Source organism: Defluviimonas salinarum (assembly GCF_026013545.1).
Taxonomy (GTDB): domain Bacteria; phylum Pseudomonadota; class Alphaproteobacteria; order Rhodobacterales; family Rhodobacteraceae; genus Albidovulum; species Albidovulum salinarum.
On record NZ_JAPDOG010000007.1, the window covers coordinates 35,133 to 61,498 of the forward strand.

Below are 26,366 nucleotides of genomic sequence, written 5' to 3' on the forward strand. Positions count from 1 at the left end.
GATGCGCCGCGCTGCCCTCGCCTGCCTTTTCTGTGCCCTTGCCGGCTGCGCCGGCAACGCCGACCGGTTCCTGATCGACACGCCGGCGGCGGCGACACCGATCGCCGTTCCGGTCGCGACGATCGAGGTCCGCGACGTGTCGCTGCCGGCCTACGCCGCCGCGATCGAGATCTCGCAGGAGGAACAGGGCGGCGCCCTGCGCAACATCCGCACCTCGCTCTGGGCCGACGAGCCGGTGCGCGGCGTGACCGCCGCACTCGCCCGCAGCCTCGACAATGCGACCAGCGCGACCGTCGCTGCCGAGCCCTGGCCGCTCTCCGAGCCCGCCGACGCCCGGCTCGACGTCCGGGTCGAGCGGATGCTGGCACGGGCCGACGGCGGCTTCGACTTTACGGGCCAATACGCGATCTCCGCGCCCGACGGGGCGGTTCGCGAGCGGCTGGAACGGTTCGACATCCACATTCCGGCTGCTCAGACCGGGCCGTCCGGCGTCGCCGCGGCCAGCGGTGCCGCGATCGCGGCCCTCGCGACCGAGATCGCCCGCACCCTCGCGCGCTGATCCGCGCCGTCACCGGCCCAGCCCCGCCGGCCGGCATCGCGACGGCCACTGGCCTGCGTCCCCGACGTCGGCAATCGGGATCGACCGGGCACCCTCCGGCTGAATCACTCCTGCCCCTGTCCCGCCAGTCGGCAGACCCGACCGACATCGCCACAGCCCGAGCGCCGCAATCCTGATGCGCTCAAACGACTTCGTCCGCACACACGCGCTCTATCGCATCGTTGGCGGCCATCTTCATCAGGACCGACGCTCAAGCAGCGGCCCAGAAAATCCGCTCTCACAACGCGTTGCGATCCGTGCTTCCGTCCACGAGCGAGGAACGCACTCCGGGCCGACGCTCCGGCCGGTCCTTGCGGCTGGCCTCGGTGCCTTACGTCGTCACCCGTCCCGCCATCGGCTCGCGCAAGTTCCGCCGCGACGCATCGCCGCATCGTCGGCAAAAACACTGCGCCAAACTCAAGCCAGGTGACAATCCCCCGCTCTGGTCCACCGACGCGCCCGCTCCGCCCCTCTCTCGCCCTGCCCCGACGCGTTCCATCCCGACCCGGGCGCCAGGAGGCCGAGTCGCCGCAGCCATCTCTCAGGTTTCCCGAACCATTCCGTCATTCGACCGACCTTCGCACATCGCCACCGGACCCCGTACACCGCCGCGATCCCCAAAGGTCGCGATGGAACGCTCCGTGGCTGGGCGACCGGCCACGCCCCCGATCAGGCTCAAATACCCCCGGAGCCATCCCGAGCAGGGCGCCCATCCCCGCCGCCGCGCATACCCGGAAGCCCATCGGCCGCTCGATCGCCGGCTCATCCCGGCAGCCCGTCGACATGACCGGACGCTCCGCTTACCCGAGCCGCTGTCATCTCCAAGCGGCACGGTCGATCCCGTAGCGCCCGTGGCCCCACTCCACGTCAGCGACCACGCCCCTTCCGCCTTGCCGACCCGGCCAGTGATCACCCTCCGTTGTCCGGCATCGGTTTCATCCCGCCCGCGTCATCGGACCCGACCCAGTGGATCGTGCATCGCCCCCGCCCCCGCCGCTTGGAGACGTAGAGCGCGGAATCGGCGTCGCTCAGCAGCCGATCCGCATCGGGCGCGGCGTAGGCTGCCGACAGGGTCGCCCCGATGCTGCCGGAGATCCGGCACTCGCGGCCCTCGAAGGAAACCGGACGCTCCAGCCCGGCAATGATGCGCGCCCCGATCTTCATGACTTCCTCCCCGTCGATCGGGCCGCCGAGGATCAGCACGAACTCGTCCCCCCCGACGCGCGCCACCACGTCCTCGACCCGCGTGTGCGCACGCAAGACCTCGGCGACATGGCTCAGCACGAGATCTCCGGCCGCATGGCCGAGCGTGTCGTTTACCGCCTTGAAGAAATCGAGGTCGAGATGCAGTAGCGCGAAGCCCACGCCGCCGCGCCGGACCGCGGCGAGCGCCCGCGCGAGGGCCTGATCGAGCGCCCGCCGGTTCGCGAGCCCGGTCAACGCATCGCTCAGCGCCTGCGCTTCGGCCGCCCGCTGCGCCACCATGAGCCGACGGTTCATCGCCGCAAGCTCCTCCATCACCGCTTCCTTGACCTCGGTCAGGTAGAGCAACTCCACTGTCAGGTCGGTCGGGGCGAAATCGCGGTTGCTCAGCGCGTGCTCACGAACCGCTGCGGCGACCCGGATGCCGAACGAGAGGTTGAGGATCGCGCCCTGGCCGTCGAGCAGAGGGATGCAGAGCCCGCGCAGCGCGGTGCGCGGTGGCTGGCGAAGCGAGAGATGCAGCCGCTGTCCGGCGAGTGGACGCAGTTCCACCATTGTCGCCACCAACTGCGGCCGGCTCACCTCGAACACCTCGAAGAACCGCATCCCGACCAGATCCAGCCCGTCGCAGAGCTTGGCCAGTGTCGGCCCGACGCAGCGGATATGCCCGCTCGGCGCGATCCAAAGGAACATCGGCATCAGCCGGCCGAGTTCCGCCTCGGCGATGCAGGCCGGATCTGATCTCAGCGCGCCGTCCATCACCCCCGCCCCGGTCGCGCGAGATCGAAATGCCGGCCCGACGCGAACTGCGCTTCAAGCAGTTCGATCGTTACGGTGTCCGTCAAGCCCTGTGCGGCGCCTGCCTCGATCAGCGCCAGCGCACCGAAATCGTCCGCCATCGCGCGCAGGACCCCGGCGAAGACCGCCGCATATCCCGGATGCCCGCCGCGGCACAACAACGTGTACCGCCCCGGCCCGGTGGCGATCATCGAGAGATCCGCCATGTCGACCTCGGGCACGGCGAGGCGCACCCGATCCGGCAGTTCGTCGAGCGACAGAAGGAAGTCGGCATAGTCCACGCCGCCAAATCGCAGGAGCCGCCGTAGCGGCTCGCGGCCGGCGAGATAGATGCCGAGATCCTCCAGCAGGGCTTCACGCGGCTTGACCAGCCGCCGCGCCGCGGCGTCGATGACCGCATCGGTCAAGGCATCGTCGTAGCTCATCATTGCCTCGAAGCCCTGCGCCTCGAGGCCCGCGTCGGCCGCGACCGCGGCCCAGAGCGCGAGACCGTAGGTGTCGCGCAGGAAACACTGGATCGACCGGTTGACGAGACCGTGCATGGCACACCCTTCCCTATCCGGGACCGAGCCTAGACCGGTTCGCGTTAAGAAACGGCAAAGCCGGGCAGGGTCGCGCCACGAGGCCTGTTCGAGCTACTTGAGAACGGAGGATCCTGCGCTGAGCCGCAGCGCGCGTTGCGGCACGAGCGCAATCTCGCCGGCCGCGAGCGTCGTGAAGATCCACTCCACCTCTCCCGTTCCGAGCCGAACACTCCGCGTCTCGGTCATGGCCGCGCCATCCGGGCCCTGCGGTTCGTAGAGCGTGACGTCCAGCCGCCCCATCCCGCCCGGGTCGATCCGGTCGAGTGCCAGCACCATCGCCTCGGCGCCCGCCACTTCGGGGACGAAGTCGGCCAGGACGACCGCGCACCCCGGAAGGCCCGGTGCCGCGTTCCGGTCGCAGGCAGCCTCCCAGTCCCGGCCCTCATGCGCCAGCGCGCCCTCGAACCAGTCCGGCAGCGCAGCGCCCGCTGGCACCCGCAGCGCGCCGGCGCGGAGCGCCGCGAGCCGCGCCTCGACCCCGGTGCCGGGCCGCTCCGCCCAGCGGTTCGTTGCGGTCCGCGCCCAGTTCACCTCGGCCGCCAGCGGCGACGCCCGCGGGTGATCGCCAAGCGCCGGCAGCCGGTCGAGCATGACCGGCCCGCTCCGTCCCCAGTCGTTCTGCATCTCCCAGACCGGCAGCTCCGCCGTCGCGGCCCGGCCATCGGCATATCGCGCCGCCTGGCTCGCGACCGAGATCGCGCCCGCATCGAGAACCGGCGTCAGCCACAGCGCCGCGAGCCCGACGAAGATCAGCGCAACGGCGACATTGCCGCGCCGGATCCGCGCCATCAAGTCGCCGGGGCCGAGGGCCGCACCTGCGTAGAGCGCGCCATAAGCCAGCAGGACCGCCGCGCCCGCGGCCGCCAGCACCCGCTCCGGCGTCCAGCCGTAGTCGCGCACCCTGAGCCAGATCGCCCAGGCGGCAAGCCTCGCCAGTACCGGCAGCACGAGCGCCAGCCCCCGCGCCGCGCCCCGCATGACCCGGCCCTGCACCGGCTCCGCCTCTTCGTCCGCCACCGCGATCGACACGAGCGCGACCGCCGCGATGGCGATCGCCATCAGCAGGCCCGCCGTCGAGCGGCCGCCGAAAAGCTCCGACAGGCCGCGCGCCGGCAGCCCGGCGAGGAAGGCGAGGCTCACCGTCAGCCCCACCGGAACGAACAGCCGCAGAAGCCGCAACACCAGCCGCGGCACGACGATGTCGGCGACATCGCCCAGAACCGCGAGGCTGAGCCCGACGGAGGTGCCGCTCACGACCGGCCCGAACCAATCCGTCCGCATCAACAGGCGCAGGACGTCGATCCCGACGAGAATGAGCAATTCGCTGCTGAGATTGACCACCATCCAGACGATCCCGACGAAGATCAGCGTCGCCATCGCGAAAGCAGCGGCGAGCGGGTGACCGTCGTGAACGATGGCCTCGGGCGCGTCGTGGCGCAAGCTCACCCGGACCACCAGCGCCGCGACCGGCGCGGCGAGCCCGGCGGCCATCAGCACGACCCGCCGGCTCCGCATCGTGTCCGCGAGGATGTGCGCGACTCCGAAGAAGACCAGCGCAAAGACCGTGAGCCCGAGCACCGGCCGGGTCAGACCGGCCTTCCAGCTCGTCATCGCCGCCCAGAGGCTCGCACCGCCGAGCACGCCCAAGCCGCCGCGCATCACGCGCTCTACCTGCTCGCCAGTCATGGCTCCGCCGCGCCCTGCCTGCCCGCCGGAAGCCTATCTACCCCGGCGGCAGCCACAACCCGCAACCGCCGGCCGGGCACAGGCCCGCCGCCCCCTGCTGCTCCGGATATCCCCCGCGATGCGGCACCCGAGCGACCTTCGCCCCGGCGAAGGTCGCGAGAGGAAAACCATGTGCGCGGGCCTGCCCGCGCACTCCGCTTGGTCGGCTCAGAAGTCGGTGGGCGCGCCGCCCTCCAGCTTGCGGCGCTCGACGAAGGCCTTCAGCTCTTCGCGGACCGCGTTCTCCATCGGCGGCGCCTCGAACTCGGCGATGATCGCCTTGAAGATCCGGTGCGCCCGCTCGGCCGTCCAGACCGAGCCGTCGAGCTGCCAGGCCTCGTAGTTGCGCCAGTCCGAGGCGATCGGCTGGTAGAAGGCCGTCGTGTAGCGGTCCTGGGTATGCTGGCAGCCGAAGTAATGGCCCTCGGAGCCAACCTCGGCGATCGTGTCGATGGCGATCTCGTCCGGCCCCGTGGCCCAGACCTCGGGCTCCATGTAGCGCTGCATCATCTGCAGCACCTCGCAGTCCATCACGAACTTCTCCGGGGACGCGATCAGCCCGCCCTCGAGCCAGCCCGCCGCGTGGTAGACCATGTTGGTGCCCGACTGTATCGCCGCCCAGAGCGAGTTGCAGGTCTCCCACATCGCCTGGCCGTCCGGCACGTTCGCCGCGCAGACGCCCGAGGATCTGAGGGGCAGCTTGTAGAACCGCGCCATCTGGCCGGTCATCTGCGTCGCGCGCATGTATTCCGGTGTGCCGAAGGCGGGCGCGCCCGACTTCATGTCGACGTTCGAGGTGAAGGTGCCGATCCCGACCGGCGCCCCTGGCGCCACGTATTGCAGAAGCACGATCGCCGCCAGCGCCTCGGCGATCGAAAGCGTTACCGCGCCCGACATCGTCACCGGCGCCATTGCCCCGGCGAGCGTGAACGGCGTCACGACCACCGCCTGCCCGTTCCGCGCCAGCCGCAAGGCCCCGTCGATCATCGGAAAATCGTGCTTCAGCGGCGAGACCGAGTTGATGTTGGTATACATGTGCGGGCGGGCGCGGAACGCCTCCTCGCTCAGCCCCCCGGCGATGCGGACCATCTCCATCCCGTCCTCGACCCGCTCCTTGCCCAGCGCATAGGCGTGGCAGACCTTGTCGGTCAGCGTGAGCTTCTCGTAGAGGCAGTCGAGATGGCGGATCGACGGATGCACGTCGATCGGCTCGACCGGGTAGCCGCCGGCGAAATGGATGCAGTTGAAATACTGCGTCAGCTTGATGAAGTCGCGGAAGCCCTCCATGAAGCCCGAGACCTTGCCGCGCTCCAGGTCCCAGTAGTTCGGCGGCGAGGAGACGTTGCCGAAGAGGATGTGCTTGCCGCCCATCGGCAGCGCGCGGGCCGGGTTGCGCGGGGTGATGGTGAACTCGGACGGCGCGCGGCCGACCATCTCCATCACGAAATCCTCGTCCATGCGGACGGTGTCGCCCTCGACCTTGCAGCCGGCCTGCTTGAAGATCGCCAGTGCCTCGTCGTTGAAGAAGCGGATGCCGATCTCGCTCAGGATCCGCATCGCGCCCTTGTGGATCGCCTCGACGCCCTCGGGCCCCATCGGCTCGATCGGCCGGTCCGGATTGACCGGAATGCGCCACGGCATCTGGTCGATGGTCTTGACCCCGGCCCGCTCGGCATGGCCGGCGCGCCCGCCCGCCCGCTTGCGCCTGATTTCGCTCGACATGCCCTGTCCTCCCATGCCCGTCCCGGACAGCATCGGCAGGCGGCGACCACACTTCGCCGCGCTCTGCGACAGGACTGCGTCGTTTTTAGGACAAGCCGCTCAGGTTACGGCCATGACCTGCGTATCGATCCATCGCGGCAGATGGCCGATATCGGGCAGGACCACGTCGGCGAGCGGGGCCAGTTCCTCGGCCTCGGCGACGCCGGTCAGCACCGCCACCGTGCGCATTCCCGCCGCGCGCCCCGCGACGAGGTCGTGGCGGCTGTCGCCGACCATCGCGACGCTCTCGGGGTCAAGCCCCTGCGAGCGCGCGAAGGCCAGAAGCGGGCCCGGATCGGGTTTCGCGCCGTGACCGCTGTCGAAGCCCGAGACGAACTGGAAGAAGCGCGCGACATCGGCGGCGCGCAGATGCGCATGGGCCGGCTCCTCGGCGTCGTTCGTTGCAAGGCCGAGCCTCAGGCCACGCGCGGTCAGCGCCTCGAAGAGCGGCACGAGCGGCGTCGCGGCGACAAGGTCGGTCACCGCCGCCATCGCATTCATCCGCGCCACCAGCACGGCATGATCGGCGCCGGGCAGATGCGGCAGCAGGTAGGTCGCGATCTCGGGCGCGGTATGGGCGATCACCGGGCTGTCCGGGGCGAAGCTGCCGTCGGACAGGTCATAGCCGATCGCCGTGCCGAGCGTCGCGGCGAGATCGGTCGACCCGCCCGCCAGCTCCTCCAGAATACGCCGCGACCAGCCGCCCCATGTCGCGCGGAAGTCGAAGAGCGTGCCATCCTTGTCGAAGACGAGGCCGCGGATCTCGGTCATGATTCCTCCCGTTCCCGCTTTGGCGGGTTTCGCGCCAGACCCTGCCGGTTTTCCGACCGCAAGGCAACGCCGAAGGCCGATGGCCTCAGGTCCAGTGGGTCTCGGCCCCGCCCGGCAGCGCCTGCCGCGCCGCCATCGGCACCGTGTAATCGTAGCCCGCCGCGTCGCAAAAGCCGATCACCCAGGCATCGTCCATCAGCAGGAAGTCGAGCACCGAGACGAGAAAATCCGGCTCCGCCGCGCGGTTGCGGAGTTCGGCCGCCGAGAGCCCGCTCGCGCCGAGGAAAACCGGCAGCAGGTCCTCCTCTCCGGCAATCCACGAAAGCGCCCGGAGCGCCAGGGTTTCGGCGAAGTCCCGCCCGACCGCCATTGTGTTTCGCATTCGTTACCGCCTCGGAAAGCATTTCTTAACCATTGTGACCGAAAGATGAGCGTAACGGACGCGCATGTAAACGGGACGGAGCTGCATCGTGGCTGGGAAGATTCTCATCGTGGACGACGTCGCGACGAACCGTATCGTGCTGAAGGTCAAACTCGCCTCGGCCTTCTATGAAACCGTGCAGGCCGCCTGCGGCGCCGAGGCGCTGAAACTGGCGCGCGGAATGCGGCCCGATCTCGTGCTCCTCGATGTCGAACTGCCCGACATGAACGGGATCGAGGTCTGCCGGCGGCTCAAGGCCGATCCGGCGACCAGCGACATCCCGGTGGTGATGGTCACCGCCTTCCACGACCATGCCCGCAAGATGGAGGCGCTCGCCGCCGGCGCGGAAGAGGTGTTCTGGAAACCGCTCGACGAGGCGGTGCTGATGGCACGGCTGCGGAGCCTCCTCCGGGCGCGCGAGACAGCCGAACAGCTCGGCCTGCGCGACGGCACCTACCGCGAGCTTGGCTTCGCCGAGGGGCCGCAGCCCTTCGCCGGCCCCGCCCTCGTCGGCCTGATCGCCGGCCGGGCCGAGACCGCGCTCGCCTGGAAACGTGACCTCACCGGCCACCTGAACGACCGGCTCCAGGTGCTCGACGGCACCGCGGTGCTCGGCGACCTCGGCTCGGGGCCGGTGCCGGACGTCTTCGTCGTCGCCGCCGACCTCGCGCGGCCGGGTGACGGCCTCACGCTGATGTCGGAGCTGCGCTCGCGGCCCGCGACCCGCTTCTCGGCGGTCTGCGTGATGCTGCCGCGCGCCGGGCGCGACACCGCCGCCATGGCGCTCGACCTCGGCGCGAGCGACCTGATCGAACCCGGCGCCGACCCGGTCGAGATGGCGCTCCGGATCCGCACCCAGATCGCGCGCAAGCGGCAGTCCGACCGGCTCCGCGCCTCGCTCGAGAACGGGCTCAGGCTCGCGATGACCGACCCGCTCACCGGGCTCAACAACCGCCGCTACGCGCTGCCGCATCTCGCCCGGATCGCCGAACGGGCCCGTGCGGCCGGGCGCCAGTTCGCGGTCATGGTGCTCGACCTCGACCGCTTCAAGGCGATCAACGACAGCCGTGGCCATGCCGCCGGCGACGCGGTGCTGATCGAGGTGGCGGCACGACTGCGCGGCAACCTGCGCGCCGTCGACCTCCTCGCCCGGATCGGCGGCGAGGAATTCCTCGTGGCGCTTCCCGACACCACGCCCGAAGCGGCGCAAGCCACCGCCGAGCGGCTGCGCCGGGTGATCGGCGACCGGCCCGTGCCGATGCCCGACGGCGCGGCCGCGATCCCGGTCACGCTCTCGATCGGCCTTGCGCTCGGACCGGGGCCTGCGTCTGTAGAGGATCTCGTCGATCTCGCCGACCGTGCGCTCATGGGCTCCAAGGCCGATGGCCGCAATATCGTCACGGTCGGTCGCAGCGCCGCCTGAGCTGCAGCCTCAGCGCCACCAGCGCCGCGACGTCGCGGCCTCGATCCGGTCGGCAAGCTTGTGCCGCGCCTCCGGCGACATCTGGGAAATCCGCTCGACCAGGAGCCGCTGGCCAAGCTCGAGCCGCTGGGCGGTGCGCGCACCCTGTGCCGCCATCGCCGCTGAGACCGCGGCCGGGTCCCAGGGCTCCGCCCGCAGCGAGGCCACGAGCCGCTCGAAATCGCCGCGCGCCTCGCGCCGCATGTCCCGGAAATCGGGCCTGGCAGCGAGGAAGGCGTCACGCAGGGCGGCCCGGTCCTCGCGGCTCAGCGCCTCGGTGAAGGGTCCGAAACCCACGTCATGCGGGCGCCAGTGGCCACCGCCGCGATGATGCCCGGCCACCGACCCGGCGATCACCGCCACGACGAAGAAGTTGAGCCCGAGCGAGGCGATGAGCGCCCACTTCAACCAGCCCCCGCCGCGCTTTCCGGTCTTTTCCGGTTCAGCCATGCTCATCACTCCCCAACCACCAGCGCCGCGAAATCCTCGGTCCCCGGCATCAGCTCGACCGACGCGATGGGCTCCAGACCCAGAATATCGCCGCCATAGGACGCCGGATCGGCGATGCCCGCATAGCCGATCCAGAGACCCGCCGCCGTTGCGGTGACGAGCCCGCCGAGCCCCTGCCAGCCGCCGAGCGCCTGCGCGAGCCGCGCCCTGAGCGGCACCCGGGGCACCTGCGCCGCAACGGGCCGCGCCACGTCCTGCACCTGCCGCGCATCCGCGTGTATCCGCGCCAGAAGCGCCTCCGTGGGCACCGGCGGCTCTCTCCGCGCCGCTTCGAAGAAGGCTTCCAGCCGCTCGTCTGTCCGGTCCGTCTCAGCCATCGTCAAACCCCAGTTCCTCGCGCTTGCCCGCCAGCGCCTCCGCCAATCCCCGCTTGCCGCGTGCGACAAGGCTTTCGACCGCCTCGACGCCCACCTCCATGATCTCCGCTATCTCGGGATTGGCGAGCCCTTCGAGATGGCGCAGCACCACCGCCTGGCGCTGCCGTTCCGGCAACCGCATCAGCGCTGCCTCGAGCGCCGCCGCCCGGTCCTGGGCGACAAGCCCGGCCACGGCCCCCGGCCGCTCGTCCGCCGGATCGGCCGCGGCGTCGAGCGGCAGCGTGCGCCGCCGCCGCAGCCGGTCGGTGGCGAGGTTGGCCGCGACCCGGTAGAGCCAGGTCGAGACCCGAGCCGCACCGCCCTGCCAGTCCGGCGCGAGGCGCCAGAGCCGCAGCATCGCCTCCTGCGCCACGTCCTCGGCCTCGGCCGGATCGGCGAGCATCCGCGCCGCGACCCGGTAGGCCACTGGCGCCAGCCGGGCGGTCAGAATCCGCGCGGCCTCCGGATCCCCGTTGCCGTAGAGGATCAGGAGCGCCTCGTCCGAGGCCTCGGCCAATGCGTCGATTGCGTTGCCCATCGGCGGAATGGCTAGCCTCAAACCCATGAAACCGCAATCGCCGCCCGCCCCAGTGCCGGGGCGGGCGGCGCGTCATCATCACTCGGTGCCACCCTCTTCGCCCGTGGCCGCATCGGGCGCGAACATGCGGTGCATGGCGCCGCGGCGACCCATCCACTCATGCACTGCGTCGAACTCGTCCGCGCTCACCGCGCCGTCGCCATCAGCATCGGCAAAGCCGAACATCCGCTCCGGCATCGGCATCGCCAGCATCTCGGCCGCGCCGAGCTTGCCGTCGCCATCGAGATCGCGCGATTCGAGCATCCGCTTGGCCATGACCTCGGCGCGCGCCTGCATTCGCCCGGCGATATGCGCCGACAGTTCCTCGGCCGAGATCAGGTTGTCGCCGTCGGCATCGAGCCCGGCGATCTCGGCCTGACGGTGGGCGCGGAACTCCTCCTCGGTAATCTTGCCGTCGCCGTCAGCATCGAGTTCCGCGAAGTCGAGCCCGGAACCGGCCATCATGCCGCCCATCCCCATCATGCCGCCCATCATCCCATGGCCCGGCATGTCGTGCATCATGCCGCGCATCTCGTGCCCGGACATGCCGCCGCGCCCGAAGCCGCGGTCATGCGCCGCGAGGACGGTCGGTGCGACGAGTGCCGCGGCCCCGACCGAAAGCGCCAGCGCTGCGAGAATGCTGTTCCTGATCATGCTCGATTCCTTTCCGTTGCAAGAACCGGGCGGCCGCGCCGCCCTCTGATATGTAAAACGCGCGGGCCGGGCGGTTCCGTCGGGCGCGGGGCCGAAAAAAGCGCGGCGGGGTATCGCACTCCCTGGGTTCGGTGCTAGATGCTGGACATCAGGAGACGCGACCATGACCGATGTGACGATCGAACCCGAGGACGACCGCCCGGTGAAGCCGGCGCTCCTGCGCGGCTGGCGCCGGCGCTGCCCGGCCTGCGGCGAGGGCGCGCTTCTGAAGGGCTACCTGAAGGTGCGGGACGCCTGCCCCGCCTGCGGCGAGGCGCTGCATCACCAGCGCGCCGATGACGGGCCGGCCTATGTGACGATCCTGATCGTCGGCCACCTGATGGCGCCGCTGATCGGTTGGGCCTTCGTCGAGTTCCGGCCCGACCCGCTGGTGCTGTCGGGGATCTTCGCGACCGGCTGCGTCGCGCTCTCGCTCTATCTCCTGCCGCGGATCAAGGGCATGTTCGTGGCCCTGCAATGGGCCAAGCGGATGCACGGGTTCGGCGCGGGCAGCGATGTCTGAGGCCGCCTCCCCGCCGATCCGCGACGCGGCGACGGTGCTTCTGGTGCGCCGCGACGGGAACGAGCCTGCGGTGCTGATGGGCCAGCGCGGCGCCGGCGCGGCCTTCATGCCAAGCAAGTACGTCTTTCCCGGCGGCGCGGTCGACGCGGCCGATGCCTCGGTGCCCTTCGCCTCCGAACTCGCGCCGGGCTGCCTCGCGCGCATCGCCGACTTCGCGGCACCCGGCCTCGGCCCGGCGCTCGCCGCCGGGGCGATCCGCGAGCTCTGGGAAGAGACAGGGCTCATTCTCGGCGCGCCGGGCGCCTGGCCCGGACCGGTTCCCGAGGGCTGGCGCGACTTCGCCGCGACCGGCCACCTGCCGGCGGCGGCGGCGCTCAGCTTCGTCTTCCGCGCGATCACGCCGCCGGGCCGGCCGCGCCGCTTCGACGCGCGCTTCTTTCTCGCCGATGCCGCGGCGATCGCCGGCGACCCGGACGATTTCGCCCGCGCCTCCGACGAGCTCAGCCACCTGCACTGGGTGCCGCTCGGCGCGGCGCGGCGGCTCAACCTGCCGTTCATCACCGAAGTGGTGCTGGGCGAGGTCGCCGCGCACCTGAAGGGCGCGCCGGTCGAGGACGGTGTGCCGTTCTTCGACAATTCCGGCTCCGTTCCGGCCTTCCGGCGGCTCGTCTGATCCGGTCGAGCGCGCGGTTCCCGCGCGCATGATCGCGTCTCGCGCCCCTTGCTTTCGCAAGGGCCGCTCGGGTTTGCCTCCGGCAGGGATACTTTGAAAAAGAAGAAAGCACGGGGCCTAGCGGCAGGTTAAAGGGGAAGAGGCGCATCAGCCGAACGTCAGAACGATCACAACGACCGAAGCGACGACGAGCGCCATGCCTGCGGCTTCGCGCGGGCTCAGCCTTTCGCGGAAGACGAGCGCAGAGGCGAGGAGCGTGAAGACGATCTCGATCTGGCCGAGGGCGCGGACATAGGCTGCGTTCTGAAGCGCGAAGGCCGCGAACCAGCCAAGCGAGCCGAGCATGCCGGTAAGGCCCACGAGCGCGGTGCGGCGCCAGCGGGCGAGGACGCGGGCGATCTCGCCTTTCTCGCGCCACGCGAGCCATCCCGCCATCGCCACGGTCTGCAGCGCGGTCGCCGCGGCGAGCGCGAGGAGCGCGCGGATGAGGAACGGCAGCGGCATCAGCTCCAGCGTCGCGCCGCGATAGCCGATCGCCGAGAGCCCGAAGAGCGCCCCCGCCGCGATCCCGTAGAGCGCCGGCCGGCCCAAGAGCCGCGAGCCCCGCGCCGGCGCCTTCGACAGAAGAAGCACGCCCGCGAAGCCGAGCGCGATGGCGAGCCAGCCGACCCCGCCCACCGCTTCGGCGAGGAAGAGCGCCGAGAAGAGCGCCACCTGCACCGTTTCGGTCTTGGTGAAAGCAACGCCCACGGCGAAGTTCCTGAGCTGGAAGAGCGCCACGGTCAGCATCGTCGCGACGATCTGCGCGAGCCCGCCCATCGCGACGTAGCCCCAGAAGGCCGGCGCCGGGCGCGGCAGCGCGGTCCCGGTCGCCGCCAGAGCGAGCATCGCGACGCAAGCCGCCACCGGCGCCGCGAAGAGGAACCGCGCGAAGGTGGCGCCGCCGGTCGAGAGCCCCGCGCCCCGGAGCTGCTTTTGCAGCATGAAGCGCAGTGTCTGCAGGGCCGCGGCGGCCAGCGTGAGGATCACCCAGAGGCTCATGCCCCCTTCTGGCACGGCCCCGGGGCGCGGGAAAGCTCAGCGCAAGGGATGCGGCACCGGATCCTTCGGCTTGACGAGGTAGCGCCGGAAGATCTCGCCATAGGAGGCGAAGACGTAGTTGTCGTTGCGGCGCAGGAACTCCGCCCGGTTGGCGGCGTAATGTGCGGGCAGCCGGTACCAGGCCATGCCGGGCTTGCTGTGATGCACGACATGGAGGTTGTTGTTGAGGAACAGGAACGGCAGCACCCCGCCGCGCTCGACGATCACCGAGCGGCCGCGCGCGAGGTCATGGGCGCGGTGCTCGAGGAAGGTGCGGATCTTCAGGATCGACATGCCGGCATAGGCGGCGGTGAAATAGGCCCAGAACGGCATCGCAGCGGCAGCGATCCAGAGTGTGACGAGCGCGAGCCCCGCGCCATGCAGCGCCCAGTCCCGCGCGATTGCCCGGTCGCCAGCGTGGATCGCCCGGAAATCGCTGCGCAGGAGCGCCACGACCGAGATCGCCGGGCCGAGCACCATTCGCCCCAGAAGCGTGTTGTTGATCCTGAGGAGCAGCTTCAGCGCCCCCGGCAGCCGCGCCCAGACCGTCGGGTCGAGATAGTTCGATTCCGGATCGTCATAGGGATCGGTGAGGTGCTCGTCGCGGTGATGCGCGAGGTGCAGGTCGCGGAACCGGCCATAGGGATAGAACAGCCCGATCGGCAGGAACACCAGCGCCTCGTTGAGCGGCCGCGAGCGGAACGGGTGGCCGTGCAGCACCTCGTGCTGGAGCGAGGAGTGCAGCGTCACCGCGAGCGTCAGCGCCACCATTGCGAGCGGCAGCGACCAGGCGGCGAGCCAGAGTGTCGCGCCGGCCCAGACAAGGTAAACCGCGCCGATGAGCGCGAGCGTCGGCCATTCGACGGCAGGGGTCCGCTCAGCCATGAGTCTGCCCCCCGGACCGGCCCCAGCCGATGCGCGCCCAGACCCGCTCATAGGCGACGTAGCAGGTGAGCCCGATCAGCGTGTTCACCAACGCCATCGCGCCGCCCACTGCGGCTGAGCCGGTCATCGCGAGTCCCACGAGGGACATCGTCAGAAGCCCCAGCGCGTTCCAAAGAATTGCCTTTAGAATCGTACGTTTGCCAGTGTCCATTCACGCACCTTTCCCCTGTCCCCAGCTAGCCCCGGATCGGTGTGATTGCGAATTCCGAATATGATTAACATTTTTCATCATCCGTGATATCTTTCATCACATGCGCAAGAATATCGACAAACGCGACCGCGCCGGCCTGTTTCGCGACCGTCTCGCCCGGGCGATGGCGGAGAAGGAGACGACCCAGAGCGGCCTCGCCCGCGCCGTCGGCGTCGACCGCTCGACCATCTCTCAGCTCCTCACCGGCCAGGGCGCGCGGCTGCCGAACGCCCAGGTCGTGGCCGAATGCGCCGCGGCGCTCGGGGTCTCGGCCGACTGGCTCCTCGGCCTCACCGAACGGCCGGAGCGGCTCGCCGACCTGCTCGCGACCTCGCTGACGATGACCGAGGCGCCTCGAGCGCTGATCGACGAGACCATCTTCGGCTGGCACCAGGAGGCGGCGGGCTACAAGGTGCGCCATGTGCCGGCGACGCTGCCCGACATGCTCAAGACCCGGGCGATGCTCCGCTGGGAATACGAACCCCAGCTCGGCCGCACCGCCGACCAGGCGATCGGCGCCTCGGAGGACCGGCTGAACTGGATGGCGAAAGCGGGGTCGGATTACGAGATCGCGCTGCCCCGCCACGAGATCGAGGCCTTCGCCCGCGCCGAGGGCTATTATCGCGGCCTGCCGGCGGCGATCCGCGCCGAGCAGATCGCCCGGCTGAAGACGCTCTACGCCCAGCTCTACCCCTCGCTCCGGATCTATCTCTTCGACGCGCGGCGCGTGTTCTCGGCCCCGGTGACGGTGTTCGGCCCGCTTCTCGCCGTGCTCTATCTCGGCCGCCACTACATCGCCTTCCGCGACAGCGCGCGGGTGACGAGCTTCTCGGGCCATTTCGACTGGCTGGTGCGCGAGGCCGAGGTCGGCGCGCGCGACTTTCCGGGCTTTCTCGACGGGCTCGCCCGCGACGCCGGGCCCTGAGCCGGGCCCGCCCTTTCCCCGCATTCCGCCGCTGGAGAACCGCCCGGCCCGTGCTAGACTGCGCGCGGCCATCAGTGCGGGCGCGCGGCATGGGTACAGAGACCTTCTCGGCCATCTTCGGGGACTGGGGAACGATCGTCCTCAGCAGCGCCGCGATTCTCGTCGCCGCGGTCGTGCGCGGCTTTGCCGGGTTCGGGTTCTCGCTGATCTCGATCACCGCGATCTCGCTCTTGATGCCGGTAGCGCAGATCGTGCCGACGATCTTCCTGATGGAGATCCTCGCCTCGCTGAACCTGCTGCCGGGAATCTGGCGCGAGATCGACTGGCGCTCGCTGCGCTGGGTGCTTCTCGGCTACGTCGCCGGGCTGCCCATTGGCACCCTGGTTCTTGTCAGCCTGCCCGAGGCACCCGCCCGGATCGCGCTCGGGCTGGTGGTCATCGCCGCGGCCATCCTGATGCTGAAGGGGTTCCGGCTCGCCCGCCGGCCCGGCTCCTCCGCGAGCACCGGCATCGGGGCGGCGTCGGGACTGCTCAACGGGGCCTTCGGGGTCGGCGGCCCGCCGGTCGTGCTGTTCTATTTCTCCGCTCCCGGCGCCGCGGCGATCGGGCGGGCGTCGATCATCTTCTACTTCTTCTGTTCGGACCTGCTGGGCGCGGGCTATTTCGCGACCCAGGGCTTGATCACAGGACGGAGCTTCATCCAGCTTGGCTTCTGGCTACCGGCGCTCCTGCTCGGCGTCTGGCTCGGCGCGCGTAGTTTCCGGCGCACCGGCGAGGACGTGTTCCGGCGCTGGGTGCTGCGGATCCTGATCGCGCTGGCCGCCCTCGTGGTAGCCCAGAGCGTCGCGACCGGCGGCTCGCCCGCCGCTTCGTGAGACGGAGCCCCCACAGCGGAGCGGGAGACGCTTCCGAGCCGGTCAGATCGGCTGGAGCCCCGCCGGATCGTAACCGTTGAACTTCAGCACGTCCCTCGCCGCCTGCATCAGGTCCGGCCGCACCTCGGGCGTGCGTGACAGGACGCGGCCGAAGCGGCCCGAGGGCGTTCCGATCACCGCCACCCGGTAGTCGGCATCGACCCAGAGCACCCAGAGCTCGGCCGGGCCGCCGGCCTCGTCCCGCGTGATCCGCCCCGGCCCGGTCACCACGGCGTCCGTCGCCAAGGCGCGCGCGCCGCTCGGGCCGCAGGCCGTGCCGGTGACCCGGTAGCGCCCCGGCCCGGTCGGCGCCCAGGTCTCGGCCAGCGGGCCGCAGCGCGCCTCGTCGCCGTAAGCGGCGGCAACGTGCCAGACATCGACGAACCGCGCCGGATCGAAGGCCGCCGACGAGGAGATCAGCGCCGCACCGTCGCGGTAGCCGGTCGCCGGAGGCGGCGGCGCCGCGCAGGCGGCGAGGGCGAGGCAAAGCGCGAGGGCGCGACGGGGCATGGCGGTCTCCTACCGAGTCAGGCCGACACACTCCGCGAGCCGCGGCGCCGGCACAAGCCGGGTTGCGCGCGATCGCTGCACGAAATACGAAACCGCTTGATGAAAACCGAAAACTCGATCTTCGCCTCCGACCCCGCGCCGCTCACGGTGGCGGTGCTGGTGATGGCCGATACCAACGCGCTGTCGCTGGCGGCCTCCGTCGATCCGATGCGCGCGGCGAACCGGCGCGCCGGGCGAGGCGTCTTCAGCTGGCGCTACTATTCCGCCGCCGGCGGCCCGGTGCCGCTCACCGCAGGGTTCGAGATCGGCACCGAGCCGCTGCCCGACCGGCTTGAGGCCGATCTCCTGATGGTCGTCGCGGGCTTCCGCCTCGCCGAGCAGGCGACGCCGCCGCTCCTTGCCCGGCTGCGGCGGCTCGCGCCGCGGCTCCGGGCGATGGTCGGCATCGACGGCGGCCCCTGGTTTCTCGCCCTCGCGGGGCTCCTCGACGGCCGCGCCGCGACCGTGCACTGGGAAGATCTGGAGAGCTTCGCCGACCGATTTCCCGCGATCGACGTGCGCCGCGACCGCTATGTGATCTCGGGGCCGATGGTGACGGCGGGCGGTGCCGCACCCGCGCTCGACATGATGCTGGAGCTGATCCGTGCCCGGCACGGGGCGGAACTGATGCTTCGGGTCGCTGGCGCCTTCCTGTACGAACCGCTGCATGCCGCCACCGTGCCGCAACAGGCGGTGTCTGCCGCCCGCCTCGCCCGGGGCGACCCCGCGCTCGGCCGCGCCATCGCGCTGATGGAGGGCGCAATCGAGGAGCCGCTGCCGGTCTCGGCGATCGCCCGCCGCATCGGCCTGTCGCAGCGCCGGCTGGAGATGCTCTTCGCCGAGCGGCTCGGCATCAGCCCGGGCCGGTTCTTCCTCGACCTGCGCCTTGACGAGGCGCGACGCATGGTCACCGACACCCGGCTTCCCCTGCAGGAGGTGGCGCTCCGAACCGGCTTTTCGAGCCAGGTCGCTTTCGCCCGAGCCTTCCGCGCCCGCTTCGGCGCGGCCGCCTCCTCGCTCCGCGCCCCCGCGCGGCGGCGTCAGTAGGGCATCGGATGGGCGCGGTGCGCCGCCGCGATCTCGGCCAGCACATCCTCGCCGAGCCTGAGGTCCGCCGCGTCGAGCGCATGGTCGAGCTGGCCAAGCGTCGTGGCGCCGAAGATCGGCACCACCGGGAAGGGCCGCGTCAGCGTCCAGGCCAGCGCCATCTGCGCGGGATCGAGCCCGGCCCGGTTCGCGATGCCGAGATAGGCCGAGACTGCCTCCCAGACCCGGGGCGATACCCGCCCGCCGAGGCCGGGATTGACCGCGCGGCGCGACCCTTCCGGGATCACGTCGCCCGCGTACTTGCCGGTCAGGAGCCCCGCGGCGACGGGCGAGAACGCGAGGAGCGTGACCTTCTCGTTATGGCCGAGCTCGGCGAGGTCGGTGTCGTAGAGCCTGCAGAGCAGCGAATACTCGTTCTGCAGCGACAGCGGCCGCGGCCCCCGCCCCTCGTCCGACAGCCGGAGCCACTGCGCCATGCCCCAGGCGCTCTCGTTCGAGAGCCCCCAGTGGCGGATCTTGCCCTCGGCCTGAAGGGCCGCCAGTGTCTCGAGGCATTCGGCCATGTTGGCGAGCACCGCCGCGCGGTCCTGCTTCGAGGGGTCGTAGCTCCAGTTCTGGCGGAACATGTAGCTGCCGCGATTGGGCCAGTGGAACTGATAGAGGTCGACATGGTCGGTCCGGAGCCGCCTGAGCGAGGCGTCGAGTGCACGGCGGATCGAGCCGGCGTCGATCACCTCGCCCTTGTCGCGCGCGATGCTGCCTTCGCCCGCGATCTTGGTGGCGATCACCCAGTCCTCGCGCCGCCCGCCCCTGGCGATCCAGCTGCCGATGATCTCCTCGGTGCGGCCGAGCGTCTCCTTCAGCGCCGGGTTGACCGGGTACATCTCGGCGGTGTCGAGGAAATTGACGCCGCGCTCGGCGGCGCGGTCGATCTGGGCATGAGCCTCGGCCTCGGGCGTCTGGCTGCCCCAGGTCATGGTGCCGAGGCAGAGGATCGAGACCTCAAGGTCGCTCGTCCCGAGCGTGATACGCCGCATGGTCCCTCCTCGATTGCGCGGGGTCGAGCTTGGCCCGCCGCCGCGCCCGGCGTCAAGCGCGGCCGGGGGCGCCGCCCCCGGACCCCCGGGGGTATTTGGGCAATGAAGAAGGGCAGAAGCGGGGCGCGGGGCGTTGAGAACAAATAAAGAACAATATACTCTTTTCCCATGCCGACTCACGCCCTCGCCCAGCTCGTCTCGCGCCAGAACCGCCGGCCGCGCGCCGCGCTGCCCTTCCTCGGCGCGCTCACGCTGGCGCGGGCGCGGGCGCACGAGTTCTGCGGGCCGGCGCGGCGCACGCTGGCGCTGATGGCGGCGCGCGGGACCGAGGGGCCGGTCGTCTGGCTCCGCCCCGGCTGGCTGCCCGAGCGGCTGTTTCCCGAGGGTGTCCTGTCCTTTATCGAGCCGGGCCGGCTCATCTTCGTCACCCCGCGCCGGCCCGAGGATCTCATGTGGTGCTTCGAGGAGGCCTTGCGCGGCGGCGCGGTGGCGCTCGTCGTCGCCGAACTGCCCGAGCCGCCGCGGCTCACGCCCGTCCGCCGGCTCCATCTCGCCGCCGAGACCGGCGCCGAGGAGGGCCGGGTGACGCCGACCGGGCTGATGCTGACCCCCGGCGCGGGCGGCGCACCCGGCGTCGAGAGCCGCTGGCATATCGCGCCCTGCCACGCCCCCGGCGAGACCCGCTGGCGGCTCGATCTCCTCCGCGCCCGGGCCGAGCCGCCGGCCGCCTGGATCATCGCCGCGCCGGCCGAGCGCGCGGGCTTCACGCTAGCGCGGGTGAAATCCACCCCCGATCACGGGGAAATGACGGAAGATCCGCGCCGCACCGGCTAGACTGGCCGCGGCCCGCGCCCGGCGGGTCCCGCGAAGGGCTCCCGATGCGCCGCATTGCCCTCATCCTCGCTCTCGGCCTCGCCGCCCCCGCAGCGGCCGAACCCCTGCGCTACCGGCTCGATGGCGCCAATTCCCGGGTCGGCTTCGAGGCCGATTTTGGCGCCAACCTGATCCGCGGCCAGATGCCCGTCGCCGCCGCGGACCTGCTTCTCGACTTCGACGATGCCGCCGCAAGCCGGGTCCGCGTGACGCTTGCCCCGGACAGGGCCCGCTCCAACCTCCCCTTTGCCACCGAGGCCCTGAAGAGCGATGCAGTCCTGGCCACCCGCAGCCATCCCGAGATCAGCTTCGCCAGCACCGCCGTGCGCCCGACGGCCACCGGGGCCAACGTCACCGGGCTCATCACCATTCGCGGCGTCACCCGCGAAGTGACGCTCGCCGCACAGCTCTACCGCCCGAAGGGGAGCCGGCCGGGCGAACGCGACACCCTCGCGGTCCTGCTGACCGGCCGGCTGAGCCGGGCGGCCTTCGGCGCCGCCGGCTTCTCCAACCTCGTGGGCGACGAGGTGCGGCTGAGGATCCTTGCCCGGATCCGCCGCAACGGCTGAGGCCGCGATGATCCGTCAGACCCTCCCCTTCATCGCCCGGCTCGCCCCCGCCACGAGATCGGCCACGATCTCCGCTGCGCTTTCGGCACGCGTCACGAGACCGACGCCCTGCCCCGCCCAGAGCGCGCCGCCTCGGTCTCGCCCTGCATCTTCGAGCGCGTCGCGACCGCGTCGTAGCGCAGGACCGCGCCACCATCCGCATCACGCGCGATCACTTGACCCTCGCCGGGCCGTTCGCCATGCGCCGGGGGACCCGCCGCCCCCCGGTCCTCCACCGTGCTGTTGCGGAGCACGCGGCCCGTCGCGCCGGGCCAGCCGCCATCGAACAACCGCGAATGGGACGTGTCCGATGCCACAGCGGCCGGCACGCGGTCGCGGTAGACGGGATGGATGTCCGCCGCTCGGGCCGCGAGGAACCGCGTCCCGGTCCACGCCGCCTCCGCCCCGCGGCACAGCGCCCCGGCGAATCCCCTGCCATCCGAATTGCTGCCCGCCGCCACGACCGGCAGCGGCTCCACCGCATCGACGACGGCGGGGACAAGCGCCATGGTCGCGACCTCACCGCGCACAGGGCCGCCGGCCTCCGTCGCCCTCAGCGGCTCCTCGACACTTCCGACCGAGGCCATGCTCAGAGCCCCGGCCTCGCGCACCTGCGTCGTATAGGGCGCGACATCGCCCCAGAAGAACGACACCACCTTCGGCGGAGCGTCGAGGATCGCGCGCATCTCGTACCGGACGTCGTGGGACAGTATCACATTTGCCACGATCCCGGCCGAGGTCAGCTCCGCCGCCCGGTTCGGCTGGTCCCGCGTGCCGTCGTAGCCCCAGCCGGTCATGGCAATGCTGCCAAGGCCTCCCGCATTTGACCCGGCCGCCGCAAGCTCGGGGCATGAAATGCCGCCGATCGCGGTCTGGATGACCGGAATTTGGGTACCGAGCCTGTGGCATGGCGGCGTTTTCACGCACGGCCTCTCCGATCGTGCTATGATGGATGATCCCACGTCGCCGGCCGCACGGCAGCATTCCGGAGGCCGCCGTTTCGCGCGCCGCCGATCCGGAATCGGCGGCGGAAGGAGGACACCTCATGCCGACCCTCGCCCTGCACCATGTTTCGATCCCGTGTCGCGACCTTGCGCGCTCCGCCGCCTTTTACGAGGAGGTCTTCGGTTTCGACCGTCTCGAACGGCCGTCGTTCCACATCGCCGGGGTCTGGCTGGGCTGCGGCACCCAACAGATCCATCTCATCGACAATGCGCAGGGCTCGTTCCGCGACACTCCCGACATCAGCATCGCCGACACACATTTCGCCTTCAGAACCGACGATTTCGACGGGGCGCTCGCATCCCTCACCGCGAGAGGCTTCAGCGCGACCGCGCCCGAGGGAGATCCGAGGCGCCTTCTGGTGCTGCGCGACGGGCCGGCGGGGTTCGCGCAGCTCTATCTCCTCGATCCGGACCTGCATATCGTCGAGATCAACGCCGCGCCGTGAAGTAAGTGGCGAAGGGGTAGCTTTTGGGGCTGGGCATTGCCGGCCAGTCACGACATGGTGGCGCCATCCCGAAAGATGACCTCCGATGCGCCTGCTGATCTCCTTCGCCGCCCTCTTCCTCTCGGTCATCCTGCTGCAACTCGGCACCGGCGGCGTGGCGCCGCTCGACGCGCTTTCGGGCGTCGAGCTCGGCTTCACCAAGTCCGAGATCGGAACCCTCGGCTCGGCGCATTTCTTCGGCTTCTTCATCGGCTGCTGGTGGGCGCCCCGCCTGATGGGCGCGGTCGGCCATTCGCGCGCCTTCGCGGCCTTCACCGCCGCCGGCACGATCGGCCTCATCGCCCATATGATGATCGTCGATGCCGTGGCCTGGGCGCTCCTCAGGATGCTCTCGGGCGCCTGCGTCGCGGGCTGCTACACGATCATCGAGGCCTGGCTGAACGCCAAGGTCACGAACGAGACGCGCGGCCGCGCGATGAGCATCTACCGGGTCGTCGACATCACCGGCTCCCTGGGCGCCCAGCTCGTCATCGGCATTCTCAGCCCGGCGGTCTATTTCTCCTACAACCTCCTCGCGCTTCTTTGCTGCGCGGCGCTCCTGCCGATCACCGTGAGCCGGGTCGAGCAGCCCGAGATGCCCGAGGCGCCGCGGCTCCGGCCCGCGATGGCCTGGCGCCGCTCGCCGCTCGCCGCGATGGGCGTCGTCGTCTCCGGCGTCACCGGCGCGGCCTTCCGCATGGTCGGCCCGATCTACGGGATCGAGGTCGGGCTCTCGGCCGACAAGATCGCGCTCTTCCTCGCCGCCTATGTCGTCGGCGGCGCGGTGGTGCAGTTCCCGCTCGGCTGGCTCGCCGACAAGTACGACCGCCGCCACGTCCTGATCGGGCTCTCGGTCGCCGCCACCGCCTCTTGCGCCGTGACGGTGGGGCTCTCGGGTATGGGCGTGGCCAGCGTCTATCTCGGCGCCGCGTTCTTCGGCATGGCGACGATCCCGATCTATTCGGTCTCGGCCGCCCATGCACACGACTTCGCCAACACCTCCGAACGGGTCGAGCTCTCGGCCGCGCTGATGTTCCTCTATGCTGTCGGCGCGATCGCCTCGCCGGTCGTCACCTCGGCCCTGATCGAGGCCTATGGCGCGCCGGCGATGTTCATCTTCATCGCGCTGACCCATCTGGCGCTCCTCGCCTTCAGCCTCCTGAGGATGCGCGCCCGCCCGGCGCCCGAGGCGCGCACGGCCTATGTCAACACCCCGCGCACCTCGTTCCTTGTCGGTCGGCTCTTCGGCCGCAACCGCGACGAGGGCTGATCCGCGACGGAACCCTCTGGTCCTCGCCCCCCGAAGCCGCTAAATCACCGCCCCAACGACAGCAAAGGCGCGCGCATGACCCGGATCCTGATCACCTCCGCCCTGCCCTACATCAACGGCATCAAGCATCTCGGCAACCTCGTCGGCTCGCAGCTTCCGGCCGACCTCTATGCCCGCTACTGCCGCAACCGGGGCCACGAGGTGATGTTCATCTGCGCCACCGACGAGCACGGCACCCCGGCCGAGCTTGCCGCCGCCAAGACCGGCGAGCCGGTCGCCGACTACTGCGCCCGCATGCACGAGGTGCAGGCCGAGCTGGCGAAGGGCTTCCGCCTGTCCTTCGACCATTACGGCCGCTCGTCGTCGGAGCGCAACCGCCGCCTCACCCAGCATTTCGCCGGCAAGCTCGCCGAGAACGGCTTCATCGAGGAGGTGACGGAAAAGCAGGTCTTCTCCCACGCCGACAACCGCTTCCTGCCCGACCGCTACATCGAGGGCACCTGCCCCAATTGCGGCTACGAGCGCGCCCGCGGCGACCAGTGCGAGAACTGCACCAAGCAGCTCGACCCGACCGACCTCATCAACCCCCGCTCGGCGATCTCCGGCTCGACCGATCTCGAGGTGCGCGAGACCAAGCACCTCTATCTCCGCCAGTCCGCGCTCAAGGACGAGATCGACGTCTGGATCGACAGCCAGACCGACTGGCCGGTGCTGACCACCTCGATAGCCAAGAAATGGCTCCATGACGGCGACGGGCTGCAGGACCGCGGCATCACCCGCGACCTCTTCTGGGGCGTGCCGGTCAGGAAAGGCGATCAGGACTGGCCCGGCATGGAGGGCAAGGTCTTCTACGTCTGGTTCGACGCGCCGATCGAATACATCGCCGCCACCGCCGAATGGGCCGACGCGAAGGGCCTCTCCGAGGCGGACTGGGAACGCTGGTGGCGCACCGACAAGGGCGCGGACGATGTGCGCTACGTCCAGTTCATGGGCAAGGACAACGTGCCCTTCCACACGCTCTCCTTCCCCGCGACGATCATGGGGTCGCGCGAGCCCTGGAAGCTTGTCGACTACATCAAGTCCTTCAACTACCTCAACTATGACGGCGGCCAGTTCTCGACCTCGCAAGGCCGCGGCGTCTTCATGGACGACGCGCTCTCGCTTCTCCCCGCCGACTACTGGCGCTGGTGGCTCCTCTCCCACGCGCCGGAGAACTCCGACAGCGAGTTCACCTGGGAGAACTTCCAGACCTCGGTGAACAAGGACCTCGCCGACGTGCTCGGCAACTTCGTCAGCCGCATCACCAAGTTCTGCCGCTCGAAATACGGCGAGGCCCTGCCCGCAGGCGGCGAGACCGGCGAACGGGCGCAGGCGCTGATCGACGAGCTCGAAAGCCGCACCCGCGCCTACGAGGCGCATATGGAGGCGATGGAGATCCGCAAGGCGGCGACCGAACTCCGCGCGATCTGGGTCGCGGGCAACGAGTACCTGCAATCCGCCGCGCCCTGGACGGTCCACAAGACCGACCCCGAGCGCGCCGCCGCGATGGTCCGGCTCGGCCTCAACCTCGTCCGCCTCTACGCGATCCTGTCGGAACCCTTCATCCCCGACGCCTCGACGACGATGCTCGACGCGATGAAGGTCGCGGACCGCGCCTGGCCCGGCGCCATCGCCGAGGCGCTGACCGCGCTCAAACCCGGCCACGCCTTCGAGACCCCCGAGGTCCTCTTCGCCAAGATCGCGGACGAGGACCGCGAGGACTGGGAGAAGCGGTTCGCCGGCGTCAGGGCCTAGGGCGGGCTTCGGCCCGCCGCAACCTCGCGCCTCGGACCTGGTCCGGGACTTCCGCCCGAGTCATTTCCCGAACACACAAATTCCCTCACGACAAAGGGCATCGCCCGAATCCTTGGGTGGGCGAGAGCGCCCGTCCCTTGGGCGCCGTGCGGGCACTGCCCGGCCCGGATGCGGCCCGGACGGGCAAAATGTCTGAAATGCGGACCAGACGGTCATTCGCCGCTTTTGCCCCAATGGCCGCCTTTGTGCCGACATCGGGTTTGGCTGAGAACACGTTGCTAGTGATCGAGCAGATCAGGGCAAGAGCACATCTACCCACCACACCACCGCCGGACTCTGTTCGCTAAGACGTGAGCGGGCATGCGGTTGCCGCTGCCGGGAATTCCGTGTGAATGTACTTACCGAGCGCATTCCGCACGTTTTCTTTTACACAATGCAACAAGTGGAGCGATGGTTGATGAAAAATCTCGGACCGCGCGGCCTTTTGGCCCTGCTAATTCTGGTCGCTGGGGCGGTCGCGGCCTGGGCGGATATCTCGGGGTCGTACTTCGTCTACGGGCGGCACGGCGACGGACGCGCTTTTGAGGGTACGGCAACAATTACTGCCGCCAGCGAAGACCGTTATTCGATCGAATGGATCGTCGGTTCCGGAGTCTATAATGGCATAGGGGTTCTGGAGGGCCGGGTTCTGACCGTCGACTGGGACACCGAAGCACCGGCAGTCTATGTGGTGATGCCAGATGGCGAATTGCACGGTACATTCGAGGACGGCTTGGCCGTGGAACTGTTGACGCCAGAACAGCGGCAGCTCGACCGGGATCAGGGCGCCGATTAGGGATTTCCGTGCTGAGACGCTTCGGTGCTTTCCCTAGTGAACAGGCCACCCATCGTAACCGACATTCGCCTTCCCGCAGTGTTTTGGTCACTCTGGGCTCAAAGCGTTCATCGCCGATGATGCGGGGGCAACCCGCCAACCGCAGACACGCCCCC

The 26,366-nt window shown here is 70.1% G+C and carries 29 protein-coding genes; 13 read left to right on the plus strand and 16 right to left on the minus strand.

The window, feature by feature from the left end; genetic code table 11:
• Position 1: 1 nt before the first annotated feature.
• Positions 2–559, plus strand: coding sequence for a PqiC family protein (locus OM960_RS09340; RefSeq protein ID WP_263334578.1), 558 nt, complete (start codon positions 2–4; stop codon positions 557–559).
• 948 nt (positions 560–1,507) lie between these two features.
• On the opposite strand, the gene OM960_RS09345 is transcribed toward OM960_RS09340, so the two are convergent.
• The 6 genes from OM960_RS09345 to OM960_RS09370 form a co-directional block, all read right to left on the minus strand.
• Positions 1,508–2,560 (minus strand): GGDEF domain-containing protein, encoded by a 1,053-nt coding sequence (locus OM960_RS09345; protein ID WP_263334576.1) that lies wholly within the window; start codon positions 2,558–2,560, stop codon positions 1,508–1,510.
• Positions 2,560–3,141, minus strand: coding sequence for a heme NO-binding domain-containing protein (locus tag OM960_RS09350; RefSeq protein ID WP_264771782.1), 582 nt, complete (start codon positions 3,139–3,141; stop codon positions 2,560–2,562). Before OM960_RS09350 ends, OM960_RS09345 begins: the two co-directional genes overlap by 1 nt.
• A gap of 93 nt (positions 3,142–3,234) precedes the next feature.
• Positions 3,235–4,869 (minus strand): DUF4153 domain-containing protein, encoded by a 1,635-nt coding sequence (locus tag OM960_RS09355; protein ID WP_264771783.1) that lies wholly within the window; start codon positions 4,867–4,869, stop codon positions 3,235–3,237.
• Between the two features lie 207 nt (positions 4,870–5,076).
• On the minus strand, positions 5,077–6,630 hold the full coding sequence (locus OM960_RS09360; protein WP_264771784.1) for a trimethylamine methyltransferase family protein: 1,554 nt from the start codon (positions 6,628–6,630) through the stop codon (positions 5,077–5,079).
• A gap of 99 nt (positions 6,631–6,729) precedes the next feature.
• Positions 6,730–7,440 carry an HAD family hydrolase gene (locus OM960_RS09365; RefSeq protein WP_264771785.1) on the minus strand — a complete coding sequence of 237 codons (711 nt, stop codon included), beginning with the start codon at positions 7,438–7,440 and terminating at the stop codon, positions 6,730–6,732.
• A gap of 85 nt (positions 7,441–7,525) precedes the next feature.
• Positions 7,526–7,810 (minus strand): DUF3572 domain-containing protein, encoded by a 285-nt coding sequence (locus OM960_RS09370; RefSeq protein WP_264771786.1) that lies wholly within the window; start codon positions 7,808–7,810, stop codon positions 7,526–7,528.
• 100 nt (positions 7,811–7,910) lie between these two features.
• On the opposite strand from OM960_RS09370, the gene OM960_RS25535 reads away from it, so the two are divergent.
• Complete coding sequence (locus OM960_RS25535) at positions 7,911–9,284, plus strand: diguanylate cyclase domain-containing protein (protein ID WP_264771787.1); 1,374 nt, start codon at positions 7,911–7,913, stop codon at positions 9,282–9,284.
• A gap of 9 nt (positions 9,285–9,293) precedes the next feature.
• Here the strand turns inward: OM960_RS25535 and OM960_RS09380 are convergent, their stop codons facing one another.
• The 4 genes from OM960_RS09380 to OM960_RS09395 form a co-directional block, all read right to left on the minus strand.
• Positions 9,294–9,773: a periplasmic heavy metal sensor gene (locus OM960_RS09380; protein WP_263334561.1), complete on the minus strand. Its 480-nt coding sequence runs from the start codon at positions 9,771–9,773 to the stop codon at positions 9,294–9,296.
• A gap of 5 nt (positions 9,774–9,778) precedes the next feature.
• Positions 9,779–10,150 (minus strand): hypothetical protein, encoded by a 372-nt coding sequence (locus OM960_RS09385; protein ID WP_263334559.1) that lies wholly within the window; start codon positions 10,148–10,150, stop codon positions 9,779–9,781.
• A complete protein-coding gene (locus OM960_RS09390) occupies positions 10,143–10,727 on the minus strand; it encodes an RNA polymerase sigma factor (protein ID WP_263334558.1) in 585 nt (194 codons plus the stop codon). The genes OM960_RS09385 and OM960_RS09390 overlap by 8 nt, the downstream gene beginning before the upstream one ends.
• Positions 10,728–10,805: 78 nt before the next feature.
• Complete coding sequence (locus tag OM960_RS09395; RefSeq protein ID WP_263334557.1) at positions 10,806–11,420, minus strand: EF-hand domain-containing protein; 615 nt, start codon at positions 11,418–11,420, stop codon at positions 10,806–10,808.
• 163 nt (positions 11,421–11,583) lie between these two features.
• On the opposite strand from OM960_RS09395, the gene OM960_RS09400 reads away from it, so the two are divergent.
• Together OM960_RS09400 and OM960_RS09405 are read left to right on the plus strand one after the other, a co-directional pair.
• Positions 11,584–11,982, plus strand: coding sequence for a DUF983 domain-containing protein (locus OM960_RS09400; protein ID WP_263334556.1), 399 nt, complete (start codon positions 11,584–11,586; stop codon positions 11,980–11,982).
• Positions 11,975–12,655: an NUDIX hydrolase gene (locus tag OM960_RS09405; protein WP_264771788.1), complete on the plus strand. Its 681-nt coding sequence runs from the start codon at positions 11,975–11,977 to the stop codon at positions 12,653–12,655. Before OM960_RS09400 ends, OM960_RS09405 begins: the two co-directional genes overlap by 8 nt.
• A gap of 147 nt (positions 12,656–12,802) precedes the next feature.
• Here OM960_RS09405 and OM960_RS09410 read toward each other — a convergent pair whose 3' ends face one another.
• From OM960_RS09410 to OM960_RS09420, 3 genes are read right to left on the minus strand one after another with little or no spacing between them, the layout of a single operon-like run.
• Entirely contained in the window at positions 12,803–13,696 is an 894-nt protein-coding gene (locus OM960_RS09410; protein WP_264771789.1) for a DMT family transporter, read from the minus strand.
• A gap of 36 nt (positions 13,697–13,732) precedes the next feature.
• The gene (locus tag OM960_RS09415) at positions 13,733–14,620 is read right to left on the minus strand and encodes a fatty acid desaturase (protein WP_264771790.1); all 888 of its coding nucleotides are present in this window, start codon (positions 14,618–14,620) and stop codon (positions 13,733–13,735) included.
• The gene (locus tag OM960_RS09420; protein WP_411709788.1) at positions 14,613–14,768 is read right to left on the minus strand and encodes a DUF2061 domain-containing protein; all 156 of its coding nucleotides are present in this window, start codon (positions 14,766–14,768) and stop codon (positions 14,613–14,615) included. The genes OM960_RS09415 and OM960_RS09420 overlap by 8 nt, the downstream gene beginning before the upstream one ends.
• 163 nt (positions 14,769–14,931) lie before the next feature.
• Between OM960_RS09420 and OM960_RS09425 the strand changes: the two genes are divergently transcribed.
• Both OM960_RS09425 and OM960_RS09430 read left to right on the plus strand, forming a co-directional pair.
• Complete coding sequence (locus tag OM960_RS09425; protein WP_264771791.1) at positions 14,932–15,795, plus strand: helix-turn-helix domain-containing protein; 864 nt, start codon at positions 14,932–14,934, stop codon at positions 15,793–15,795.
• Between the two features lie 89 nt (positions 15,796–15,884).
• On the plus strand, positions 15,885–16,670 hold the full coding sequence (locus tag OM960_RS09430) for a sulfite exporter TauE/SafE family protein (RefSeq protein WP_264771792.1): 786 nt from the start codon (positions 15,885–15,887) through the stop codon (positions 16,668–16,670).
• 42 nt (positions 16,671–16,712) lie between these two features.
• Here OM960_RS09430 and OM960_RS09435 read toward each other — a convergent pair whose 3' ends face one another.
• Positions 16,713–17,219: a lipocalin family protein gene (locus OM960_RS09435; protein ID WP_264771793.1), complete on the minus strand. Its 507-nt coding sequence runs from the start codon at positions 17,217–17,219 to the stop codon at positions 16,713–16,715.
• Positions 17,220–17,318: 99 nt separating this feature from the next.
• Here OM960_RS09435 and OM960_RS09440 point away from each other — a divergent pair, with 99 nt between their 5' ends.
• A complete protein-coding gene (locus tag OM960_RS09440; protein ID WP_264771794.1) occupies positions 17,319–18,305 on the plus strand; it encodes a GlxA family transcriptional regulator in 987 nt (328 codons plus the stop codon).
• Here the strand turns inward: OM960_RS09440 and OM960_RS09445 are convergent.
• Entirely contained in the window at positions 18,299–19,342 is a 1,044-nt protein-coding gene (locus OM960_RS09445) for an aldo/keto reductase (protein ID WP_264771795.1), read from the minus strand. The genes OM960_RS09440 and OM960_RS09445 overlap by 7 nt on opposite strands.
• A 168-nt stretch (positions 19,343–19,510) precedes the next feature.
• On the opposite strand from OM960_RS09445, the gene OM960_RS09450 reads away from it, so the two are divergent.
• Positions 19,511–20,176, plus strand: a complete 666-nt coding sequence (locus tag OM960_RS09450; RefSeq protein ID WP_263334539.1) for an ImuA family protein — start codon at positions 19,511–19,513, stop codon at positions 20,174–20,176.
• A gap of 44 nt (positions 20,177–20,220) precedes the next feature.
• Positions 20,221–20,784 carry a YceI family protein gene (locus OM960_RS09455; protein WP_263334538.1) on the plus strand — a complete coding sequence of 188 codons (564 nt, stop codon included), beginning with the start codon at positions 20,221–20,223 and terminating at the stop codon, positions 20,782–20,784.
• Between the two features lie 92 nt (positions 20,785–20,876).
• On the opposite strand, the gene OM960_RS25540 is transcribed toward OM960_RS09455, so the two are convergent.
• Entirely contained in the window at positions 20,877–21,746 is an 870-nt protein-coding gene (locus OM960_RS25540) for an NAD(P)H-dependent flavin oxidoreductase (protein ID WP_263334536.1), read from the minus strand.
• Positions 21,747–21,868: 122 nt separating this feature from the next.
• Here OM960_RS25540 and OM960_RS09465 point away from each other — a divergent pair, with 122 nt between their 5' ends.
• The 4 genes from OM960_RS09465 to OM960_RS09480 all read left to right on the plus strand — a co-directional run bounded on the left by OM960_RS09465 (position 21,869) and on the right by OM960_RS09480 (position 26,211).
• Positions 21,869–22,273: a VOC family protein gene (locus tag OM960_RS09465; RefSeq protein ID WP_263334534.1), complete on the plus strand. Its 405-nt coding sequence runs from the start codon at positions 21,869–21,871 to the stop codon at positions 22,271–22,273.
• 85 nt (positions 22,274–22,358) lie between these two features.
• A complete protein-coding gene (locus tag OM960_RS09470; protein ID WP_263334532.1) occupies positions 22,359–23,582 on the plus strand; it encodes an MFS transporter in 1,224 nt (407 codons plus the stop codon).
• 75 nt (positions 23,583–23,657) lie between these two features.
• A complete protein-coding gene (gene metG, locus OM960_RS09475) occupies positions 23,658–25,376 on the plus strand; it encodes a methionine--tRNA ligase (RefSeq protein ID WP_264771796.1) in 1,719 nt (572 codons plus the stop codon).
• Positions 25,377–25,764: 388 nt separating this feature from the next.
• Positions 25,765–26,211, plus strand: a complete 447-nt coding sequence (locus OM960_RS09480; protein ID WP_263334529.1) for a hypothetical protein — start codon at positions 25,765–25,767, stop codon at positions 26,209–26,211.
• Positions 26,212–26,366: the final 155 nt, after the last annotated feature.

Bases quoted from the DNA above. Each gene is read 5' to 3' on its own strand.
- OM960_RS09425 (WP_264771791.1), top strand. From the start codon at position 14,932: ATGCGCAAGAATATCGACAAACGCGACCGCGCCGGCCTGTTTCGCGAC.
- OM960_RS09450 (WP_263334539.1), top strand. From the start codon at position 19,511: ATGCCGACTCACGCCCTCGCCCAGCTCGTCTCGCGCCAGAACCGCCGG.
- metG (WP_264771796.1), top strand. From the start codon at position 23,658: ATGACCCGGATCCTGATCACCTCCGCCCTGCCCTACATCAACGGCATC.
- OM960_RS09435 (WP_264771793.1), bottom strand. From the start codon at position 17,219: ATGCCCCGTCGCGCCCTCGCGCTTTGCCTCGCCCTCGCCGCCTGCGCG.
- OM960_RS09355 (WP_264771783.1), bottom strand. From the start codon at position 4,869: ATGACTGGCGAGCAGGTAGAGCGCGTGATGCGCGGCGGCTTGGGCGTG.
- OM960_RS09465 (WP_263334534.1), top strand. From the start codon at position 21,869: ATGCCGACCCTCGCCCTGCACCATGTTTCGATCCCGTGTCGCGACCTT.
- OM960_RS09455 (WP_263334538.1), top strand. From the start codon at position 20,221: ATGCGCCGCATTGCCCTCATCCTCGCTCTCGGCCTCGCCGCCCCCGCA.
- OM960_RS09405 (WP_264771788.1), top strand. From the start codon at position 11,975: ATGTCTGAGGCCGCCTCCCCGCCGATCCGCGACGCGGCGACGGTGCTT.
- OM960_RS09430 (WP_264771792.1), top strand. From the start codon at position 15,885: ATGGGTACAGAGACCTTCTCGGCCATCTTCGGGGACTGGGGAACGATC.
- OM960_RS09420 (WP_411709788.1), bottom strand. From the start codon at position 14,768: ATGTCCCTCGTGGGACTCGCGATGACCGGCTCAGCCGCAGTGGGCGGC.
- OM960_RS09410 (WP_264771789.1), bottom strand. From the start codon at position 13,696: ATGAGCCTCTGGGTGATCCTCACGCTGGCCGCCGCGGCCCTGCAGACA.
- OM960_RS09395 (WP_263334557.1), bottom strand. From the start codon at position 11,420: ATGATCAGGAACAGCATTCTCGCAGCGCTGGCGCTTTCGGTCGGGGCC.
- OM960_RS09415 (WP_264771790.1), bottom strand. From the start codon at position 14,620: ATGGCTGAGCGGACCCCTGCCGTCGAATGGCCGACGCTCGCGCTCATC.
- OM960_RS09345 (WP_263334576.1), bottom strand. From the start codon at position 2,560: ATGGACGGCGCGCTGAGATCAGATCCGGCCTGCATCGCCGAGGCGGAA.
- OM960_RS09370 (WP_264771786.1), bottom strand. From the start codon at position 7,810: ATGGCGGTCGGGCGGGACTTCGCCGAAACCCTGGCGCTCCGGGCGCTT.
- OM960_RS09470 (WP_263334532.1), top strand. From the start codon at position 22,359: ATGCGCCTGCTGATCTCCTTCGCCGCCCTCTTCCTCTCGGTCATCCTG.
- OM960_RS09350 (WP_264771782.1), bottom strand. From the start codon at position 3,141: ATGCACGGTCTCGTCAACCGGTCGATCCAGTGTTTCCTGCGCGACACC.
- OM960_RS09340 (WP_263334578.1), top strand. From the start codon at position 2: ATGCGCCGCGCTGCCCTCGCCTGCCTTTTCTGTGCCCTTGCCGGCTGC.
- OM960_RS09390 (WP_263334558.1), bottom strand. From the start codon at position 10,727: ATGGGCAACGCAATCGACGCATTGGCCGAGGCCTCGGACGAGGCGCTC.
- OM960_RS09400 (WP_263334556.1), top strand. From the start codon at position 11,584: ATGACCGATGTGACGATCGAACCCGAGGACGACCGCCCGGTGAAGCCG.
- OM960_RS09385 (WP_263334559.1), bottom strand. From the start codon at position 10,150: ATGGCTGAGACGGACCGGACAGACGAGCGGCTGGAAGCCTTCTTCGAA.
- OM960_RS09445 (WP_264771795.1), bottom strand. From the start codon at position 19,342: ATGCGGCGTATCACGCTCGGGACGAGCGACCTTGAGGTCTCGATCCTC.
- OM960_RS09380 (WP_263334561.1), bottom strand. From the start codon at position 9,773: ATGGCTGAACCGGAAAAGACCGGAAAGCGCGGCGGGGGCTGGTTGAAG.
- OM960_RS09365 (WP_264771785.1), bottom strand. From the start codon at position 7,440: ATGACCGAGATCCGCGGCCTCGTCTTCGACAAGGATGGCACGCTCTTC.
- OM960_RS09360 (WP_264771784.1), bottom strand. From the start codon at position 6,630: ATGTCGAGCGAAATCAGGCGCAAGCGGGCGGGCGGGCGCGCCGGCCAT.
- OM960_RS09440 (WP_264771794.1), top strand. From the start codon at position 17,319: ATGAAAACCGAAAACTCGATCTTCGCCTCCGACCCCGCGCCGCTCACG.